Here is a 16840-nt window from a genome sequence, read left to right as displayed (position 1 = left end):
GCGCCGCGTGGCGCGTTCTCTGCTGAGCCGTGGCTGACCGCATCGAGGCGGTCTTAGCGACATCGCGAAACACGGAGTTCTGGGCGCGTGCCGACTTTGACTCCGGAAGGTTCCTTTTTCGCATGTCCCCATCCAGCACCGCCGCCCTCACCCCTGACACCGTGGACGCCCTCGACACCGTGGAAACCGTGGACGAACTCGTCACCGGGAGCCAGGAGTTGACCGGTCCGACCGAGCTGGACCTCGACGGGGAGACCCCCGCCACCGAGGAACCCACCGTCACCTTCGCCGACCTCGGGCTGCCCGAGCCGATCGTGCGCAAGCTCGACCGCAACGGGGTGACCACCCCGTTCCCCATCCAGGCCGCCACCATCCCGGACGCCCTCAACGGGCGGGACATCCTCGGCCGGGGCCGTACCGGTTCCGGCAAGACCCTGTCCTTCGGCCTGCCCACCCTGGCCCGGCTGGCCGGGGGGCACACCGAGCGCAAGCGCCCCCGTGGCGTGATCCTCACCCCCACCCGCGAGCTGGCCATGCAGGTGTCCGACGCCCTCCAGCCGTACGGCGACACCCTGGACCTGAAGTTCAAGGTGGTCTGCGGCGGCACCTCCATGGGCAACCAGATCTACGCCCTGGAGCGCGGCGTCGACATCCTGGTCGCCACCCCCGGCCGGCTGCGTGACCTGATCAACCGGGGCGCCTGCTCCCTCCAGGACGTGCAGATCGCGGTCCTGGACGAGGCCGACCAGATGGCCGACCTGGGCTTCCTGCCCGAGGTCACCGAGCTGCTCGACATGCTGCCCGAGGGCGGGCAGCGGATGTTGTTCTCCGCGACGCTGGAGAACGAGATCGACACCCTGGTCAAGCGGTACCTCGTCGAGCCGGTGAGCCACGAGGTGGACGCCGCCCAGGGCGCGGTGACCACCATGAGCCACCACGTGCTGATCGTGAAGCCGCGTGACAAGGCCCCGCTGACCGCCGCCATCGCCGGTGGCGACGGCCGCCGCACCATCGTGTTCGTACGGACCCAGATGGGCGCCGACCGGGTCGCCGAACAGCTGCGGGAGGCCGGCGTACGCGCCGACGCCCTGCACGGCGGGATGACCCAGGGCGCCCGCACCCGGACCCTGGCCGACTTCAAGGAGGGCCAGGTCAACGTCCTGGTCGCCACCGACGTGGCCGCCCGGGGCATCCACGTGGACAACGTCGACATGGTGCTCAACGTCGACCCGGCCGGCGACCACAAGGACTACCTGCACCGCAGTGGCCGCACCGCCCGCGCCGGCCGGTCCGGCACCGTGGTGTCCCTGGCTCTGCCCCACCAGCGGCGCACCATCTTCCGGCTGATGGAGGACGCCGGTGTGGACGCCTCCCGGCACATCATCGGCCGGGGCGAGGCCTTCGACGAGGACGTGTCCACGATCGTGGGCGCCCGGTCGCTGACCGAGGTGCAGGCCGTGTCCGCCTCCCAGTCCGCGTTGCAGGCCGAGCGGGAGGCCCGTGAACTGGGCCGCAAGCTGGAGCAGTTGCAGAGCCGGGCCAACGAACTCCGCGAGGAGGCCGACCGGTTGACGGTGCGTGCCGCCCGCGAGCGGGGCGACGACCCGCAGACCGCGCTCGCCGAGTCGGCCGCGAACCAGGCCGAGGTGACCGCCCGTGAGATCGCCGCCGAGGAGGAGCGCGCCCGCGAGGCCGCCCGCCGCGAGGAGCAGCGTCAGCGGGAGCGGGTCCAGCGTGACGAGCACCGGCCGCGCCGGGACGGTGGCCGTCCGCAGGGCCGTCGGGACGGCGACCGCCGCGACGGCGATCGTGGGGGCGACCGTGGAGGCTTCCGCCGGGAGGGCGGCCGGGGCGACCGTCGTCCGTACCACCAGGACCGGGACCGTGGGGAGGGCCGTTCGCACGGTCGCGAGCGCTCCTTCGACCGTGACCGTTCCTTTGACCGTGACCGTTCCTTCGACCGGGAGCGTCCGGGCGGCTTCCGCCGCGAGGGCACCCGGGGCGAGCGGGGCAACTTCCGTCGGGAGCGTTCCTTCGACCGCCGTGACGACCGGCGTCCCCAGGGCCGTCGTGAGGAGCGTCGGGGCGGCAACCCCGCCGGCCGTTCCTTCGACCGTCGGACCGAGAAGCCGCGCTGGAAGGGCAACAGCTGACCCGGGACACACCAGGTGAACCGACCGGGCCCGGTGGGTGGTTGTACGTCGACCGCCGACCGGGCCCGTCGCCGTTTCCGGGGGCACCGGCGTCATCGGGGCGAGCCGCCGCCCGGTCGCTGGGCGCCGTACGACGGGCAACCACCGGGCCGGGCGTTCGGTACTTCCGAGCGCCCCCCGAGCACCCCGAGCGTCCGTGGGTACCGAGGACGGCTCCCGGAGCGCCTCCGCGCACCCCGGCCCGTACCGGCACGGCGGCCACCGGCCCAGGTCGGGGCGGCGCCCGTCACCCCGGGGAGCGGTACCTCCCGGGAGCCGCGCGGGCGGGGGCACGCCCCGCCGGGGAAAGGCGCGTGAGTTCGCTTCCCCGGTGCGGCTATGCTGGCTTCGCGGGCCGCTAGCTCAATTGGCAGAGCAGCAGACTTTTAATCTGTAGGTTGTGGGTTCGAGTCCCACGCGGCCTACCTTCCGCTCAGCCGCTGGTCTCGGCGGTGACCTTCCTGGTCCTCGTCTCCCGGCGATTCCGCACCGTCGGGCGGCGAGCCGGAACCGCACCGCGCGTTCATGGCGCGGTCCTCCCCTCTCCCGCCGACTCCTTCCGTCGCGGGGAGGAGCGCGCCCCCGGGGCTCAGGCGATACCGGCCCGGTGGGCGGCCAGCTCGGAGCGCACCAGTTCCAGCAGCCGCCCGACCCAGTTGCGGCCCCGCCCCGCCTCGTCACCCCAGAAGCCGGACTGCCCGTCGTCGTAGACCAGGGTCGCGTCCCCGGTGGACAGCAGGATCTCCGCCAGGTCCGGGTGCTGGTCGTACTTGGCTCGCATCAGCCGGGCCATCACGGCGGTGCGGGCTTGGTCCCAGCCTTCGCGTGGGGGTGTCCCGACGGTGAGGGAGTGGGCGTGGAAGGCGTTGTTGGCCTCCCGGATCGCCTGACGGACCGTGGGGTCGGTGACCGAGGCGGCCCAGTAGGCGTGGGTCACCGTGGGGTGGGTGATCCCGTCGACCGTGACCGGGGCGGGGTAGTCGTTGCGCAGGGCCCGGATGTCGGGGTTCGCCTGTCGTCGGAGCGGGTGGGACTGGTGGAGGTGGACCGCCGGAGCGTACGGGGTCGCCGGTCCGTCCGCCGCTGTCCGGGACGGGGCTTCGGCGATCCACCGGGCGCGTTCCGCGAAGTACTCCAGTGCCTCCTGGTACTCCCCCTCGGTCACCGGTTCGTCCGAGGTGTCCTCGACCTGCCCGCCGGGGCCGGCGACCAGCACCCGCAGCGGCTCGTCCTGCCGGTCCATGTCGCCCAGCGCGTAACGGCGTCGGGTTTCGGGGATGGCCAGGTAGGCGGTACGGGCGGCGGCCCGGTTCTCCTCCGTACGGTCGGCGAGGAAGGTGTCCACGGCCGCCAGGCAGCGGCCGGTGGAGTCCGGTCGGCCGTTCAACTCGTCGACGGTGTCCCGGACTTCGGCCACCAGCAGCTCGGGGGTGAGGTGCGAGTGTGGCTGGTGGAACCTCCAGGCGGCCAGGCCGGTGCCGGAGGCCCAGGCGCCCTCGGGGAGCCGGGTGGCCACGCGGCCCTGGCGTAGCAGCTCCTCGAACCGGTCGAGGGTGGCCAGTTCTCCGCAGTCGATGATGCCGTCGGCGTAGATCCGCAGGTCGGTGAGGTAGTGGGTGCCGGCGTTGTGGAGGAAGACGGGGCGCCAGGTGCCGGGGACCAGGACCCCGTCGGCACGGCGGTGGAGGGTGCGGTTGTCGCGCATCGGGTGATGGTGTCGAAGTGGGCCCGGCCGGTGGGGCGTCGGGGTGGACGGCGACGGGGTTCGGGGGCGGGCCGGCGGCTTCGAGGCTTCACCTGATGACGTGACTCTTGACGGGGATACGTCAAGACAGTTAACTCATGAAGCAAGAAAAGTACGGACCAAGTACGTCCCCCGTCGGTCGAACTACGTTCCCCCTGTGTTCCCACCCCCCTGACCGGCGGATTCCCCCTCTTCACCCAGAACAGCGTTCCCCCCGCGCAGATGAGGTGAGTTCCATTCTTCTAAGGCAACTGGGAAAGCGACCCCGTACCACCGCCGCCCTCGCACTCGGCCTCGCGGCCACCCTGAGCTGGTCCACCATGGCCACCAGCTCCGCCGCCGAGACCCGGGACGGTGACCGGGCGGGACAGGCGGCCGTGGTCTTCGAGGACAACTTCGACGGTCCCGCCGGATCGGCCGTGGACGACAGCAAGTGGCAGCTGGAGACCGGTGACAACGTCAACAACCACGAACGGCAGTGGTACACCAACGGCACCGACAACGCCGCCCTGGACGGCAACGGCAACCTGGTGATCACGGCCAAGAAGGAGAACCCCGGCGACTACCAGTGCTGGTACGGCAGTTGCGAGTACACCTCGGCACGGTTGAACACCGCCGGCAAGTTCACCCAGGAGTACGGCCACATCGAGACCCGCCTCAAGGTGCCCCGGGGACAGGGCATGTGGCCGGCGTTCTGGATGCTGGGCGACAACTTCGGTGACATCGGCTGGCCGGACTCCGGCGAGATCGACATCATGGAGAACGTCGGGTTCGAACCCGACACCGTGCACGGCACCCTGCACGGCCCGGGCTACTCCGGGGGCGACGGCGTCGGGGCCGGCTACACCCTCCCGAACGGTGAGGCGTTCGCCGACGACTTCCACACCTTCGCCATCGACTGGGCGCCGGACTCCATCTCCTGGTCGGTGGACGGCAACGTCTACCAGACCCGCACCCCCGCCGACGTCAGCGGTGACTGGGCGTTCAACCACCCGTTCTTCATGATCCTCAACCTCGCGGTGGGCGGCGACTGGCCGGGCGACCCGGACGGTGACACCCAGTTCCCGTCCGAGCTGGTGGTGGACTACGTACGGGTGACCAGCGGCGACTGACCGGGCGCCAGCTCCCGGCCGTGCGGCCGGCCCACGGGGGCCTCACGGCCACCGGCCACCCGGCACACCCCGGCCACACAGCGACCAGGCCCCTGGGCCCGTTGTCTCCAACGGGCCCAGGGGCCTGGGGTGTTCGGTGCCCGGTACCCGTACGAGTGGGTACCGGGTCGGGTCGTACGGGGGGTCGCTCAGCCGTGGATGCGGTCCGCCTGGTCGGGGACCACGCTGCCGTCCGGGCGCTGGACGGGGCTCAGCGCGCCGTTGGGGTTGATGTAGGCGGCCGAGGAGCAGGGGTAGAAGGTCTCCTTGCGCTCCAGGGGCTCGATGAACATCGGGTTCACCACCCAGCGGCCGTCGGCGTTGTCGTAGCCCCGGCACATGATCTCGTTCTGGTTCCGGTTGAGGACCAGGTGGGCGCCGGTGGCGTCGTTGACGAAGGTCACGTCGGTGTCCGCGTCACCCCCGCCGAGGGCGATGGTGTGCTTCCAGTCCTGCCGCTCCCAGGCGTCGGCACCCTTGATGCCGTAGACGTCCTTGTTGATCCAGCAGCGCTTGCCGTCGATGTAGGGGATGGCCTCGCCCTTGCTGTCCGGCATGTCACCGCAGCCCTCGGTGCGGGTGGTGATCCGGCCGTTCTTCAGCACGCTGCGGATCGCGATGGTGTGGTCGGCGTCCACCCCGACCCCCGGGGTCCACGCCTCGGTCACCGGCTCCGACCCGGCGGAGACCACGTACACCTCGAAGCCGGCCTTCTGGAGGGTGGCGATCAGGTCCTTGACCTGCTTGTAGTAGCGCACGTAGCCGTGGATGGTGTGGGTGCCCACCGTCTTCTCCTCGCCCACCGGCGCGGCCAGCACCTCCTTGCGCGCCTTCGCCGCGTACGCGGTCACCTCGGCCGGGGTGTGGCCCGCGAACAGCTGCGGCACCCAGGCGTAGTTGGGCTTGGTGCGGCGGTAGTCCCACTTGCCCTCGAACGCCGGCTCCCCGTCCATGGTCTGGGCGTCGTGCCGGATCTCCAGGATCTCGTCCGTGCACTCCACGTTCTTCGACGTCGGCAGGGGCTTGCCCACCGGTACGTCGGTGCCGCAGGCCTCGGTCAGCGCCCGGTGCGCGGCCCGGGTCATCCACTTGCTGGTGGACTTCCAGCTCTTGGGACGCAGGATCTTGTCGTGCTCCAGGGCCCAGGCGATGGTGCTGTCGGTGATGTCGTTCTTGGTGACGGTGTTGTCCCAGTCGAAGGCGGCGACCGGACGGGGGTGGGTGCGGTTCCCCGCGTTCTTCCCGCACAGCCCGCGCTCGTCGATCACCTTCTGGAGCTTGTCCCGGTTGTCGCCGTACCACTTGAGCTTCTTGGACAGCTGCGGACAGTGCCGCTGGTCCGACTTCCCCCCGGCGGGGGACTGTTCCGTCGACTGCCCCACCGAGGGGTGAGCGGCGGTGACCACGGCGACGGCGGCCAGACTCAGGGCGGCCAACAGGGATCTGCTACGCATGGGGCGGCTCCGGTTGCGACGGGATGCGGGACAGGACCAGGCCCGGGTTCCCGGAGGCGGGCCGCGCCCCCGTTCCCCCGTCCTGGAGCGGAACCGTACACCTGCGTCCTCGGTGTACGTCAGAGGCCGAGGGCCGGCCGGGCGACGCCCCTGGCCGGTACCTCCTCCCGGATCCGCTACCCCAACGACCTGAGCACCGCGTCCACCAGTGAGGCCGCCCGGGGGTCGTCGACGCCCTCCCGCACATGGTTCATCACATAGCCGAAGGCGATGCCCCGTTCGGGGTCGGCGAAGGCGAGGGAGCCACCGCGTCCGGTGTGCCCGAAGGCGCTCGGCCCGGTCAGGGGGGTGACCTGGGTGGGCAGCAGGTAGCCGGCGCCGAACCGGCTGGGGAGCACCAGTACCCGGTCCCTGCCGCCGGCCTGCTCCCGGGTGGCCGCCTCCACCGTCTCCGGGGTGAGCAGCCGTACGCCGTCGACCTCGCCGACCAGGGCGGCGTACATCCGGGCCAGGGACCGGGCGGTCCCGATGCCGTTGGAGGAGGGGATCTCGGCGCGCTGGACCTCGGGGGAGTTGAAGTCGATCTCCACCGGGTCGGTGAGCGCGAAGGCGCGGTTGCTGAGGGAGTCGGGGTCGGCCCAGGCGGCGACCACCTCGCGGACCTCCTCGGGCAGCGTCGCGGGGTCCACGGTGGCGAGGTCGATGTCCGACCGGCGGTACGTCATCCGGCTGACCCGGTCGCGCGCGGCCTCCGGCAGCCCGATGTGGAAGTCCAGCCCGAGGGGCGCGGCGACCTCGTCGGCGAAGTAGCGGCCCGGGGTCCGGCCGGAGACGCGTCGGATGACCTCGCCGACGAGCCAGCCCCAGGTCCGGCCGTGGTATCCGTGGGCGGTACCCGGGGTCCACAGCGGGCGTTGGGCGGCCAACGCGTCCACCATCGGGTACCAGTCCAACGCCTCGCGCAGCGGCAGCGGTCGGTCCAGGGCGGCCAGGCCCGCCTGGTGCGACAGCAGCCAGCGCAGGGGGATGTCCTCCTTGCCGTTCGCGCCGAACTCGGGCCAGTACCAGCTCACCGGGGCGTCCAGGTCCAACAGGCCGCGCTGGACGAGCAGGTGCACCGCGGTGGACGTGGCCCCCTTGGTGGCCGAGTAGACGAGTTGCAGGGTGTCCCGCTGCCAGGGGCGCCCGGTCTCGGGGTCGGCCACACCGCCCCAGAGGTCCACCACCGGCCGGCCGTGAAGGTAGACGCACACGGCCGCGCCGAGGTCGCCGTGCCGGGTGAAGTTCGCCTCGAACGCCTCCCGCACCGGTGCGAACCCGGCCACCACCTCGCCGTCGATGTCGATACCACCAGTCGTCGTCATGCGGCCCATCCTGGCACCGCGACGATCACCGTGACGGGTGCTTCCGGTTTCCGTCGACGCCTCAACTCCCGTGCCCCGCAGGGAAGTTGGGACACCGGTGCCGGTACGAGGGACCCCACGGGGCCGATTGACGTGGGGTCAGCTCCCCGAGTGGTCGGTGCGCGGGGGTGTCGTGGCCCGACCCCCGGTGGTTACCGTTTCGTTGGACCCCATGGGGGAGATGGCCCGGTTTTGGGTGGGTATCTTCACGGCAGCGGTCCTCCCCGTACGCGAGAGGCGGGCGGTCCACCGCCCTCCGACGCGACAGCGCCGACGACGGCACCTCCCGGCCCGTGGGGTCGCGCGGGGCCCGTCGCCGCCGGGAGCCGGCCGCCGTTCGACGGGAGTGCGACATGGCCGATTCACAGGGTGCGGGCGGGACCATCGCCGTGGCGATGGTGCTGCTGCTGTTGTACGCGTGGGGACAGGACGGCTCGGGCGGCGCGCGGGACACCGAGTCGGCCGCCCACGGCTGCCGGGTGGTCTTCTCCGACGACGGCCCCCGGCTGTCCGGGGGGACGGTGCGCACCGGGGCGTGGGTGGAGTGCGGCTCCAGACCCCGCACCATGAACGTCACCGTCGCCCTGTACCGGGACGGCGGTCAGACGGCCTCCAAGGTGGCCGGAGTGCCGGCCAGCGTCGACCGCGCGGTCCGGGTGGGCGCCCGCTGCTCGCCGGGCGAGTGGCAGACCCGGGTCACGGCCAGCGGCACCCGGGGGACCGAGACGGTGAACCTGCACCGCAGGGACCGTACGCTGCGGATCTCCTCCGGGCAGTGCCCCGACTGACGCGCCGTCGGCCCCGTCCGTGCCCCGGCCGCCGGGTAGCTGACGGCCGGTCGGGGGAGGGTACCGGGGGCGCTACGTAGGCGCGGGCGGCCGGCCGGCGACCGCCGGCGTACGGTCGCGGTGGCGGACGAGGCGGCTAGGAGGGGCGGGTGTCCGAGGTTCCCGGCGTAGGCCGTGTGCTCAGCGGAGGGATGCACTACTTCCGGGTCCACCCCGACCAGTGGCCGGACCGGCTCGCCAAGCTGCGGGCCATGGGGCTGGACACCGTGGAGACCTACGTGCCGTGGAACCTCCACGAACCACGGCCCGGCGCCTTCCGGTTCGAGGGGCTCGCGGACCTGGAGGGGTTCCTGCGGGCGGCGGCCACCGCCGGACTGCGGGCGATCGTACGGCCGGGGCCCTACATCTGCGCGGAGTGGGACAACGGAGGGCTGCCGTCCTGGCTCCCGGGGCCACTGCGCTGCCACGACCCGGCCTTCCTGGAGCCGGTCGACCGCTACTTCGACGCACTGGTGCCCCGCCTCGCCCGCCACCAGGTCACCCGGGGCGGCAACGTGATCATGGTGCAGGTGGAGAACGAGTACGGCTCCTACGGTGACGACCGCGACTACCTGCGCCACCTGACGGACGGACTACGGCGACGGGGCGTCGAGGTGCCGCTGTTCACCTCGGACGGGGCGACCGACTGGATGCTGACCGGCGGCACCCTGCCCGGGGTGTGGGCCACCGTCAACTTCGGCTCCCGGGCGGCCGAACAGTTCGCCGTACTGGCCCGGCACCGGCCCGAGGACCCGCCGTTCTGCATGGAGTACTGGAACGGCTGGTTCGACCACCACGGAGAACGGCACACCACCCGCGACCCCCAGGACGCGGCGGCCGGACTGGAGGAGATCCTCCGGCACGGGGCCTCGGTCAACCTCTACATGGCCTGCGGCGGCACCAACTTCGGGTTCACCGCCGGGGCCAACGCCGACGGTGACGGCGCCGACGGCGCCTACCAACCGACCGTCACCTCCTACGACTACGACGCCCCCATCGCCGAGGACGGCCGACTGACCCCCAAGTACCGGGCGTACCGGGAGGTGTTGGCCCGCCACACCACGCTGCCTCCGGCACCGTCGGACCACCACCCCGACCCCCTGCCACCCGGTCCGGTCGCACTGCCCGAACGGCTGCCCCTGGACGACTGCCTGGACGCGCTCACCACCGGCGCCGTACGGTCCGCGACCCCGCGCACCCTGGAGGAACTGGGCGAGTCCACCGGGCTGGTCCTCTACCGCACCCGGGTGCCCGGCCCCCGCGAGGAGGACACCGAACTGCGGGTGAAGGGACTGCGGGACTGGGCCCGGGTCACGGTGGACGGCCGGCACCTGGCCGTACTGGAACGGGACGGCCGCACCTCGGTGCCGCTGCGCGTACCCGAGGCCGGGGCCGAACTGACCCTGCTGGTGGAGGCGATGGGCCGGATCAACTACGGGCCCCCACTGGGGGAGCGCAAGGGCATCGTGGACGGGGTGCTCCACGGAAGGCAGTACCTGTTCGGCTGGGAACAGCACGCCCTGCCGCTGTCCGACCTCACCGCGCTCCCCTGGGAGCGGGCCGGCGAAGGGGGCGGCGACGTCGAGGGGCCGGCCTTCCACCGGGGCACCCTGACCGTCGAACGGCCCGCCGACACCTACCTGGCCCTGCCGGGATGGGGCAAGGGCTGTGTGTGGGTGAACGGCTTCCCGCTGGGCCGCTACTGGAACCGAGGCCCCCAGCGCACCCTCTACGTGCCGGCGCCCGTGCTGCGCCCGGGCGAGAACGAGTGGGTGGTACTGGAACTGGAGCGGGCGCCCGAGCGGCCGGTGGGGGAGCTGCGGGCGGAACCGGACCTGGGCCCGACGGCCTGAGGCCGACACCCGCCGGGGGAGCCGACACCTGCCGGTGGCCGGTGGTCGGGGGGCCTTTCCTTGGCGGGGGAGCCTCTTTCCTGGGCCCGACGGTTCGACGGTTCGACGGCCCCACGGTGTGAGGGGCCGGTTCAGCCGACCGCCGAACCCACCCCGAGGGCGACGAGGGTGAGCGCGGTGATCCGACCGAGGAGCAGCCGCGCGCGGGGGCCGGCCAGCAGATGGCCGGTACGGCCCAGCAGCAGGGCCCACAGGCCGAGCCAGCCGGTGACCAGCAGGGCCTGCACCGTGGCCAGGGCGACCAGTTGACCGGTCAGCGGCTGGTCGGGGCGTACGAACTGGGGCGCCAGGGTGAGGTGGATGGCGGCGGCCTTCGGGTTGAGGAGGCTCCCCCACAGGGCCTGGACGTAGAGGGGCCGGGCCGTGACCGCTCCGACCGGGGCGGCGGTCGGGCCGTCGTCGGGTGACCCGGTCCCTCGGTGGGTGCCCAGGGTCAGCCAGGTCCACAGCCCCAGCGCCACCAGGTAGCCGGCGCCCACCAGCCGCACCACGGTGAACGCCCCCTCGGAACCGGTCACCAGGGCGGACAGCCCGGTCGCGGCCAGCAGGGCGTGGACGTACAGGCCGGTGACGGTGCCCCCGATCACCGGGGGCGCGGCGCCCGGGCCCCGAACGGCGACGTTCCCGGTCAGCAGGGCCAGGCTCGCCCCCGGAGTGGCGACCAGCGGGAGGACGGCCAGCAGGAAGCCACCCAGGACGTGGAGGGAGGGCACCGCTCAGACCACGGTGCGGAAGTGGGTGGCCAACCGGCCGTCCGGTTCCAGCAGGTGGTAGGCGAGGGCGGGCGGCTGGTCCAGGTCGGCCGGCTCGTCGCCCTCCCAGGGCAGCCGCAGTGTCCAGGTGGTGGCCGGGCAGGCCACCAGGGGGCGGCTGGCGAAGACGGTGGCGGCGGAGGTGTGCGCGTGCCCGGTGAGTACCCCGGCCACCTCGGGGTGGCCCGCCATCCAGGAGGCCAGCCGTTCGGGGTGGAGCAGCGAGGAGCCGTCCGGCAACGGGTGGTGGAGGCGTACCGGGGGCTGGTGGAAGGCGAGCAACACCAGTGTGCCGGGAGGGAGTTGGGCCAGCTCCCGGTCCGCCCAGGCGAGGGTTCGTTCGGTCAGCTCGCCCTCGTTACGGCCGGGGAGGGTGGCGTCCAGCGCGAGGACGGCGGCCCCGTCGAGCCGGTGCAGCCGGTGGGCCGGCCCGGTGTCGGGGGCCTCGCCCAGCAGGACGCGGCGGTAGGTGGCGCGGTCGTCGTGGTTGCCGGGGCAGGTGAGCACCGGGAAGGGCAGCCGCAGCAGACGGGCGGCCTCCCGGTACTCCTCCTCCGCGCCGTGGTCGGCGATGTCCCCGGTCACCAGCAGGGCGTCCACCGCGCGGGGCAGCGAGGCCAGGTGGTCGACCACCCGTCGTACCCGGTGCCGGGTGCGGGCGGTGCCGTCCAGATGCAGGTCGCTGATCTGTGCCAACAGCAGGGTCATGGGGCCTCTTCTCCCGGTGGGGTGTCGCGGGGTGTCGAGTGGGGTGTCGAGCTGGGTTCTCCCGGTGGGTGCGAGCGGGCGCGCCCACTGTACCTAATGGAATAATAGAAATTAAGCGTTAGCTCTAGCCTGGGCGGGAGAGTACGGCGAGAGGAGTGGCCCATGGGGCGCTGGTTGGCCCTGGAGTTGGCGAGCACCATCCGGCACGACGGGGACGGTGGCGTCACCGACGACCTCGACACCCTCGCCGGCACCCGTCAGTGGCTGGCCTCGGTCGCCGAACTCCTCGACGAGCCCGCCCGGTTGGCCGCCTCGACCCTGGCCGAGGAGGAGCGCGAGCGGATCCTCGAACTCCGTCGCGCGGTGCGGGCCTTGTTCGCCCACGCGGTACGCCCCGGACCCGCGAGCCCCGCCGACAGCGGCCGACTGATGCCGCTCGACCAGGCCACCGACCACCTCAACGCCGCCGCCCGCCACCCGGTGGCCCCCCAGCTGCTCTGGCCCCCCGACGACATCCCCACCACCCGGCTCGCCTCCCTGGCACCGGAACCGGTCACCGCACCCCTCGCCCGCGCCGCCGTCGCCTTCCTCACCGGCCCCGAACGCGCTCGCCTCCGCGCCTGTACCGCACCCCGCTGCGTCCGCTACTTCGTGCAGAGCCACGGACGCCAGGCCTGGTGCAAGCCCTCCTGCGGCAACCGCGCCCGGGTGGCACGGCACTACCGCCGCCAGCACGGCCCGACCAGCGCCACCTGAGGTCGGGCGGCGCCATGTGGGGAGGGTGGTGCGATATGTGGCGTTGGCCGGTGCGGTATGGGGTTGGGCGGAGTGGGGGGGAGTGGGCGGTGTCGTTTAGTGGGGAGTTTCTTGGGGGCGGGGGGCCGGAGGGGCGGGGGAGTTGCCTCCGGTGGTGGGGTGAGCTTGTTTGGGTGGTTTCCTTGATCGGTTGCGGTTCTGGTTGCGGTTCTGGTTGTGGGGTGGTTGCGGTGCCGGTTGCGGGTGTTGGGGCAGTGTCCGGGTTCTTGGATGTTGAGGCGTTGGCCTCCTGGTTCGGTCGCTTGTTGGGGCAGTGTTCTGGTTACTGGTTACTGGTTGCTGGGTTCTGGGCGCTGGGGTCACTGTCCGGGGTTCTGGATGTTCGGTGTTGCCCCCGTGGTCCGGTTGCCTGTCGGGTCAGTGCCCAGGACCCTGGATGCTGGGGTGGGGCCAATGCCCTGGGTCTTGGCCACTGGGGCAGCGGCCACGATCTGGTCCCGGCCGGGGTTGGTGCGACGTGGGGTCGGTCGGTGCCGCTTAGGGGTGGGGGGAGTTGCCCCCGGTGTCGGGGTGGGTTTGCTTGGGTGGCTGCCTCGTTCAGTCCTGGTCCTGGTTCCGGTCTCCGGGGCCCGCTTCTGGTCGTTGGGGGGGGGAGGGAAGCCGGGGTCTCCGTTGCCCGGGCAGTGCCGGGCGCTGTCGTTGGGTTCGGGTCGTCCCCTGGTCCCGGCCCCAGTTGCGGCCCCGGTTGCTGGGGCAGTGCCCGGGTTCTTGGATGTTCGGTGTTGCTCCCGTGGTCCGGTTGCCTGTCGGGTCAGTGCCCCGGATTCTGGTCGCCAGGGTCAGCGCCCAGGGCCCTGGATGTTGGGTCAACCACCCCGGTCCGGTCACCCGTCGATCAATACCCAGGACCCTGGATGCTGGGCGCAGCCCCCTGGGTCTTGGCCTTGGCCACTGGCGCAGCGCCCCCGAAGCCCACCCACCAGGACAGCGCCGCCGCCCCCGACAGTTCGGTCACCGCCGAAACGACGTGGGCGCATCCTGGGAGGCATGACGCCCACCCCACCCCCGGGCCCCTCCGGGCCCCGGCTGGCCGCCCTCGCCGGGTTGCTGGCCGACCAGACGCGGGCGGCCATCTGCCTGGCCCTCCTCGACGGGCGGGCGTGGACGGCCGGCGAACTGGCCCGCCACTGCGGTGTCGCCCCCTCCACCGCCACCGAGCACCTCAGCCGGCTGGTGGACGGTGAACTGCTGGCCGAACACCGGCAGGGGCGGCACCGCTACCTCCGGCTGGCCGACTCCGGGGTGGCCCACCTGGTGGAGGACCTCGCCGCCCAGGCGGCACCGGACACCTCGCCCCCGCGCGGGCTGCGTGCCCGGGGTGCCAGCGAGGCCATGGCCCGGGGCCGTACCTGTTACGACCACCTGGCCGGCCGACTGGGCGTCACCCTCACCGAGGCCCTCACCACCCGGGGCCTGCTCGACCAGGGGCGGGGCTGCGCGCTGACCGACCGGGGGGTGAGCTGGTTCACCGACCTCGGCGCCGCGTTGCCGACCCGGGCCAGGGGCCGCCGCCCCCTGGTCCGGCTCTGCCTGGACTGGACCGAGCGGCGCCCCCACCTGGCCGGGGTGGCCGGGGCGACCCTGTGCCGGCACGCCCTGGAGCGGGGCTGGTGTGAACGCATCGGCAGTCAGCGGGCGGTACGGCTCACCCCGTACGGCCGGGACACCCTCGCCACCCTGCTCGACCTTCCCGCCGACCACCTGCCCTGAGGAGTGCCATGACCGGCGACCACCCACCGCGCCCCGCTCCCGAGACGGCGTCGGCCTTCGCGGCGCTCCACCGGCCCGGGCGGCCCCTGGTGCTGCCCAACGCCTGGGACCACGCCTCCGCCGCCGCCCTGGTCGAGGCCGGGTTCCCGGCGGTGGGCACCACCAGCCTGGGCGTGGCCTCGGCCGCCGGGAAGCCGGACGGGCAGGCCGACACCCGTACCGAGACGCTGCGGCTGGCCCGGAGACTGGCCGCCCTGCCGGTGCCGGTGACGGTGGACGTCGAGGGAGGGTTCGGAACCGACCCCAGCGACCCCGGCGACGCCAGCGACCCCGCCGAGGTCGCCGACCTGGTACGGGAACTGGCCGGCTACGGGGTGGCCGGCGTCAACCTGGAGGACGGCCGCCCCGACGGTTCGCTGCGCCCGGTCGACCAGCAGTGCCGGCTGATCGTGGCCTGTAGGGAGGCGGCCCCGGGCCTGTTCCTCAACGCCCGTACCGACACCCACTGGCTGCCCGGCCATCGCGCCGGGACGGACCGGCGGCTGGCCGCCTACCAACAGGCGGGCGCCGACGGGCTGTTCGTCCCGGGACTGCGGGACCCGCACACCATCGAGCGGCTGGCCGCCCGCCACCCGCTGCCGCTCAACATCCTGTACGCCCCCGGTGGCCCCGAGCTGCCGCTGCTGGCCGCACTGGGGGTGGCCCGGGTGAGTACCGGTTCCCGGCTGTTCCGGTTGGCCGTGCACGAGGCGGTCCGTACCGCGCGGACCGTGGCCGGACGGCCCGCCCCCGTCGCCCCGCCCACCTACCTCCAGGCCCAGGGCTGGGCGCTCGCCTACCGCTGAGCCTTCGCCTCACGCTCGGGGAATTCGCCCCGGTGGCCCCGGACAACTAGCCGCACGGCGCCAACCGGGTCAAGGTGGGACCGTGGCGGATGGGACACCGAGACGTTCGGACGGCGGTGAGGGCCGGGAGCGGTCCTGGCTGCGTGCCTGCCCGGCGATCTTCCTGGTGTTCGGGGTGCTGATCGGACTGGCCACCCCGGCCGGGCTCACCATCTCCCCCCTGTTCGCGGCGGCCTCCATGGTCGCCGCCTCCGTACTGTCGGTACGGGCCACCGCCCTGACCGGACTGGCGGCGGTGATCGCCGAGGGCGCCCTGGTGCTGGGCCTGGACGAGAACAACGCCCCCGCCCAGGGACCGATGCAGACCGCCACCGTGGCCACCGTCGCCGGACTCGCGGTGGTGTTCAACGTGCTGCTGAGGCGCAGCGGCGAGGAGCTGGCCTCGGCCCGGGACATCGCGGAGGCCGCCCAGCTGGCCGTACTGCCGGTGCCCGCCGACCGGGTCGCGGGGCTGCGGGTGGCCGCCCGCTACCAGGGGGCCCAGTCCGGGGCGTCCATCGGCGGTGACCTGTACGCGGTGCAGGACACCCCGCACGGGGTGCGGATGATCGTGGGGGACGTACGGGGCAAGGGGCTGGACGCGGTCGAGTCGGTGACCATCGTGCTGGGCGCCTTCCGGGAGGCGGCCGAGCAGGAGGACAGCCTGGAGGAGGTGGCCTCCCGGCTGGAGCGGGCCATGCGGAGGGAGGCCGCGCGACGTGGGCCGGGGGACGACGGGGAGACGTTCACCACCGCCGTACTCGCCGAGGTGCGCCCCTCCCAGCCGTTCACGCTGCGGCTGCTGAACCGGGGTCACCCGCCTCCGCTGATGCTGTACCAGGGCGAGACCCGGTTCCTCCGTCCCTCCCAGGCCGCGCTGCCGCTGGGCATGGACGAGTTGGGGCAGTGGCCCGACCAGTGCGACACCTTCGACTTCCCCGAGGGCGCGACCCTGCTGCTGTACACCGACGGCATCTCCGAGGCGCGGGACGCCAACGGGGTCTTCTTCGAGCCCGCGGTACGGCTGCGGGGCCACCACTACCGGTACCCGGACGAGCTGCTGGACGAGGTGGTCCGCGCGGTGGCCGAGCACACCGGGGGCAAGGCGGCGGACGACGCCGCGCTGCTGGCGGTCGCCCGGGAGGACTCCACGGTTCCCGAGGAGGTCACCGCGCGGGAGAGCCCCGCGATCGCGGAGGACTCCGCGCGGGTGGACGGGGCCGAGCCGTGACCGGTGTGACGGTCGGGGCGGCCGTGAGGGTTGTGGTAGTGGGAGCTGCCGGGGT

General features: G+C 72.9%; 13 protein-coding genes and 1 tRNA gene. 9 read left to right on the top strand and 5 right to left on the bottom strand.

What is annotated here, in order from left to right; genetic code table 11:
• Positions 1-122 precede the first annotated feature (122 nt).
• Together ABZT14_RS10465 and ABZT14_RS10460 are read left to right on the top strand one after the other, a co-directional pair.
• Positions 123-2153 (top strand): DEAD/DEAH box helicase, encoded by a 2031-nt coding sequence (locus tag ABZT14_RS10465; RefSeq protein ID WP_356299416.1) that lies wholly within the window; start codon positions 123-125, stop codon positions 2151-2153.
• Between the two features lie 391 nt (positions 2154-2544).
• Positions 2545-2617, top strand: a tRNA-Lys gene (locus ABZT14_RS10460).
• Positions 2618-2781: 164 nt separating this feature from the next.
• Here ABZT14_RS10460 and ABZT14_RS10455 read toward each other — a convergent pair.
• Positions 2782-3897, bottom strand: coding sequence for an NADAR family protein (locus tag ABZT14_RS10455; protein ID WP_356299414.1), 1116 nt, complete (start codon positions 3895-3897; stop codon positions 2782-2784).
• A 344-nt stretch (positions 3898-4241) separates the two neighbouring features.
• Between ABZT14_RS10455 and ABZT14_RS10450 the strand changes: the two genes are divergently transcribed.
• On the top strand, positions 4242-5048 hold the full coding sequence (locus tag ABZT14_RS10450; protein ID WP_356300129.1) for a glycoside hydrolase family 16 protein: 807 nt from the start codon (positions 4242-4244) through the stop codon (positions 5046-5048).
• 188 nt (positions 5049-5236) lie between these two features.
• Here the strand turns inward: ABZT14_RS10450 and ABZT14_RS10445 are convergent, their stop codons facing one another.
• Together ABZT14_RS10445 and ABZT14_RS10440 are read right to left on the bottom strand one after the other, a co-directional pair.
• Complete coding sequence (locus ABZT14_RS10445) at positions 5237-6541, bottom strand: haloacid dehalogenase-like hydrolase (RefSeq protein ID WP_356299412.1); 1305 nt, start codon at positions 6539-6541, stop codon at positions 5237-5239.
• Positions 6542-6717: 176 nt separating this feature from the next.
• A complete protein-coding gene (locus ABZT14_RS10440; protein WP_356299410.1) occupies positions 6718-7905 on the bottom strand; it encodes a serine hydrolase domain-containing protein in 1188 nt (395 codons plus the stop codon).
• 392 nt (positions 7906-8297) lie between these two features.
• Between ABZT14_RS10440 and ABZT14_RS10435 the strand changes: the two genes are divergently transcribed.
• Positions 8298-8732 (top strand): hypothetical protein, encoded by a 435-nt coding sequence (locus ABZT14_RS10435; RefSeq protein ID WP_356299408.1) that lies wholly within the window; start codon positions 8298-8300, stop codon positions 8730-8732.
• A gap of 149 nt (positions 8733-8881) precedes the next feature.
• Positions 8882-10624: a beta-galactosidase family protein gene (locus tag ABZT14_RS10430; RefSeq protein ID WP_356299407.1), complete on the top strand. Its 1743-nt coding sequence runs from the start codon at positions 8882-8884 to the stop codon at positions 10622-10624.
• A 131-nt stretch (positions 10625-10755) separates the two neighbouring features.
• Here ABZT14_RS10430 and ABZT14_RS10425 read toward each other — a convergent pair whose 3' ends face one another.
• Together ABZT14_RS10425 and ABZT14_RS10420 are read right to left on the bottom strand one after the other, a co-directional pair.
• Positions 10756-11397: a LysE family translocator gene (locus tag ABZT14_RS10425; RefSeq protein WP_356299405.1), complete on the bottom strand. Its 642-nt coding sequence runs from the start codon at positions 11395-11397 to the stop codon at positions 10756-10758.
• Positions 11398-11400: 3 nt separating this feature from the next.
• Positions 11401-12144, bottom strand: coding sequence for a metallophosphoesterase (locus ABZT14_RS10420; RefSeq protein ID WP_356299403.1), 744 nt, complete (start codon positions 12142-12144; stop codon positions 11401-11403).
• A 162-nt stretch (positions 12145-12306) separates the two neighbouring features.
• On the opposite strand from ABZT14_RS10420, the gene ABZT14_RS10415 reads away from it, so the two are divergent.
• The 4 genes from ABZT14_RS10415 (at position 12307) to ABZT14_RS10400 (ending at position 16785) form a co-directional block, all read left to right on the top strand.
• Positions 12307-12900 (top strand): ABATE domain-containing protein, encoded by a 594-nt coding sequence (locus tag ABZT14_RS10415; RefSeq protein ID WP_356299401.1) that lies wholly within the window; start codon positions 12307-12309, stop codon positions 12898-12900.
• Positions 12901-13947: 1047 nt separating this feature from the next.
• The gene (locus ABZT14_RS10410) at positions 13948-14670 is read left to right on the top strand and encodes a winged helix-turn-helix domain-containing protein (protein WP_356299399.1); all 723 of its coding nucleotides are present in this window, start codon (positions 13948-13950) and stop codon (positions 14668-14670) included.
• Positions 14671-14678: 8 nt separating this feature from the next.
• A complete protein-coding gene (locus ABZT14_RS10405; RefSeq protein WP_356299397.1) occupies positions 14679-15515 on the top strand; it encodes an isocitrate lyase/phosphoenolpyruvate mutase family protein in 837 nt (278 codons plus the stop codon).
• An 82-nt stretch (positions 15516-15597) separates the two neighbouring features.
• On the top strand, positions 15598-16785 hold the full coding sequence (locus ABZT14_RS10400) for a PP2C family protein-serine/threonine phosphatase (protein WP_356299395.1): 1188 nt from the start codon (positions 15598-15600) through the stop codon (positions 16783-16785).
• Positions 16786-16840 lie beyond the last annotated feature (55 nt).

Source organism: Streptomyces sp. NPDC005438 (genome assembly GCF_040606315.1).
Taxonomy (GTDB): Bacteria; Actinomycetota; Actinomycetes; order Streptomycetales; family Streptomycetaceae; genus Streptomyces.
Note: the sequence above shows the minus strand (reverse complement) of the source record. Positions and strands in the feature narration are given on the sequence as shown.

Excerpts from the sequence above, each read along its gene's own strand:
- ABZT14_RS10465 (WP_356299416.1), top strand. The coding sequence starts at position 123 with ATGTCCCCATCCAGCACCGCCGCCCTCACCCCTGACACCGTGGACGCC.
- ABZT14_RS10455 (WP_356299414.1), bottom strand. The coding sequence starts at position 3,897 with ATGCGCGACAACCGCACCCTCCACCGCCGTGCCGACGGGGTCCTGGTC.
- ABZT14_RS10445 (WP_356299412.1), bottom strand. The coding sequence starts at position 6,541 with ATGCGTAGCAGATCCCTGTTGGCCGCCCTGAGTCTGGCCGCCGTCGCC.
- ABZT14_RS10440 (WP_356299410.1), bottom strand. The coding sequence starts at position 7,905 with ATGACGACGACTGGTGGTATCGACATCGACGGCGAGGTGGTGGCCGGG.
- ABZT14_RS10435 (WP_356299408.1), top strand. The coding sequence starts at position 8,298 with ATGGCCGATTCACAGGGTGCGGGCGGGACCATCGCCGTGGCGATGGTG.
- ABZT14_RS10420 (WP_356299403.1), bottom strand. The coding sequence starts at position 12,144 with ATGACCCTGCTGTTGGCACAGATCAGCGACCTGCATCTGGACGGCACC.
- ABZT14_RS10415 (WP_356299401.1), top strand. The coding sequence starts at position 12,307 with ATGGGGCGCTGGTTGGCCCTGGAGTTGGCGAGCACCATCCGGCACGAC.
- ABZT14_RS10410 (WP_356299399.1), top strand. The coding sequence starts at position 13,948 with ATGACGCCCACCCCACCCCCGGGCCCCTCCGGGCCCCGGCTGGCCGCC.
- ABZT14_RS10405 (WP_356299397.1), top strand. The coding sequence starts at position 14,679 with ATGACCGGCGACCACCCACCGCGCCCCGCTCCCGAGACGGCGTCGGCC.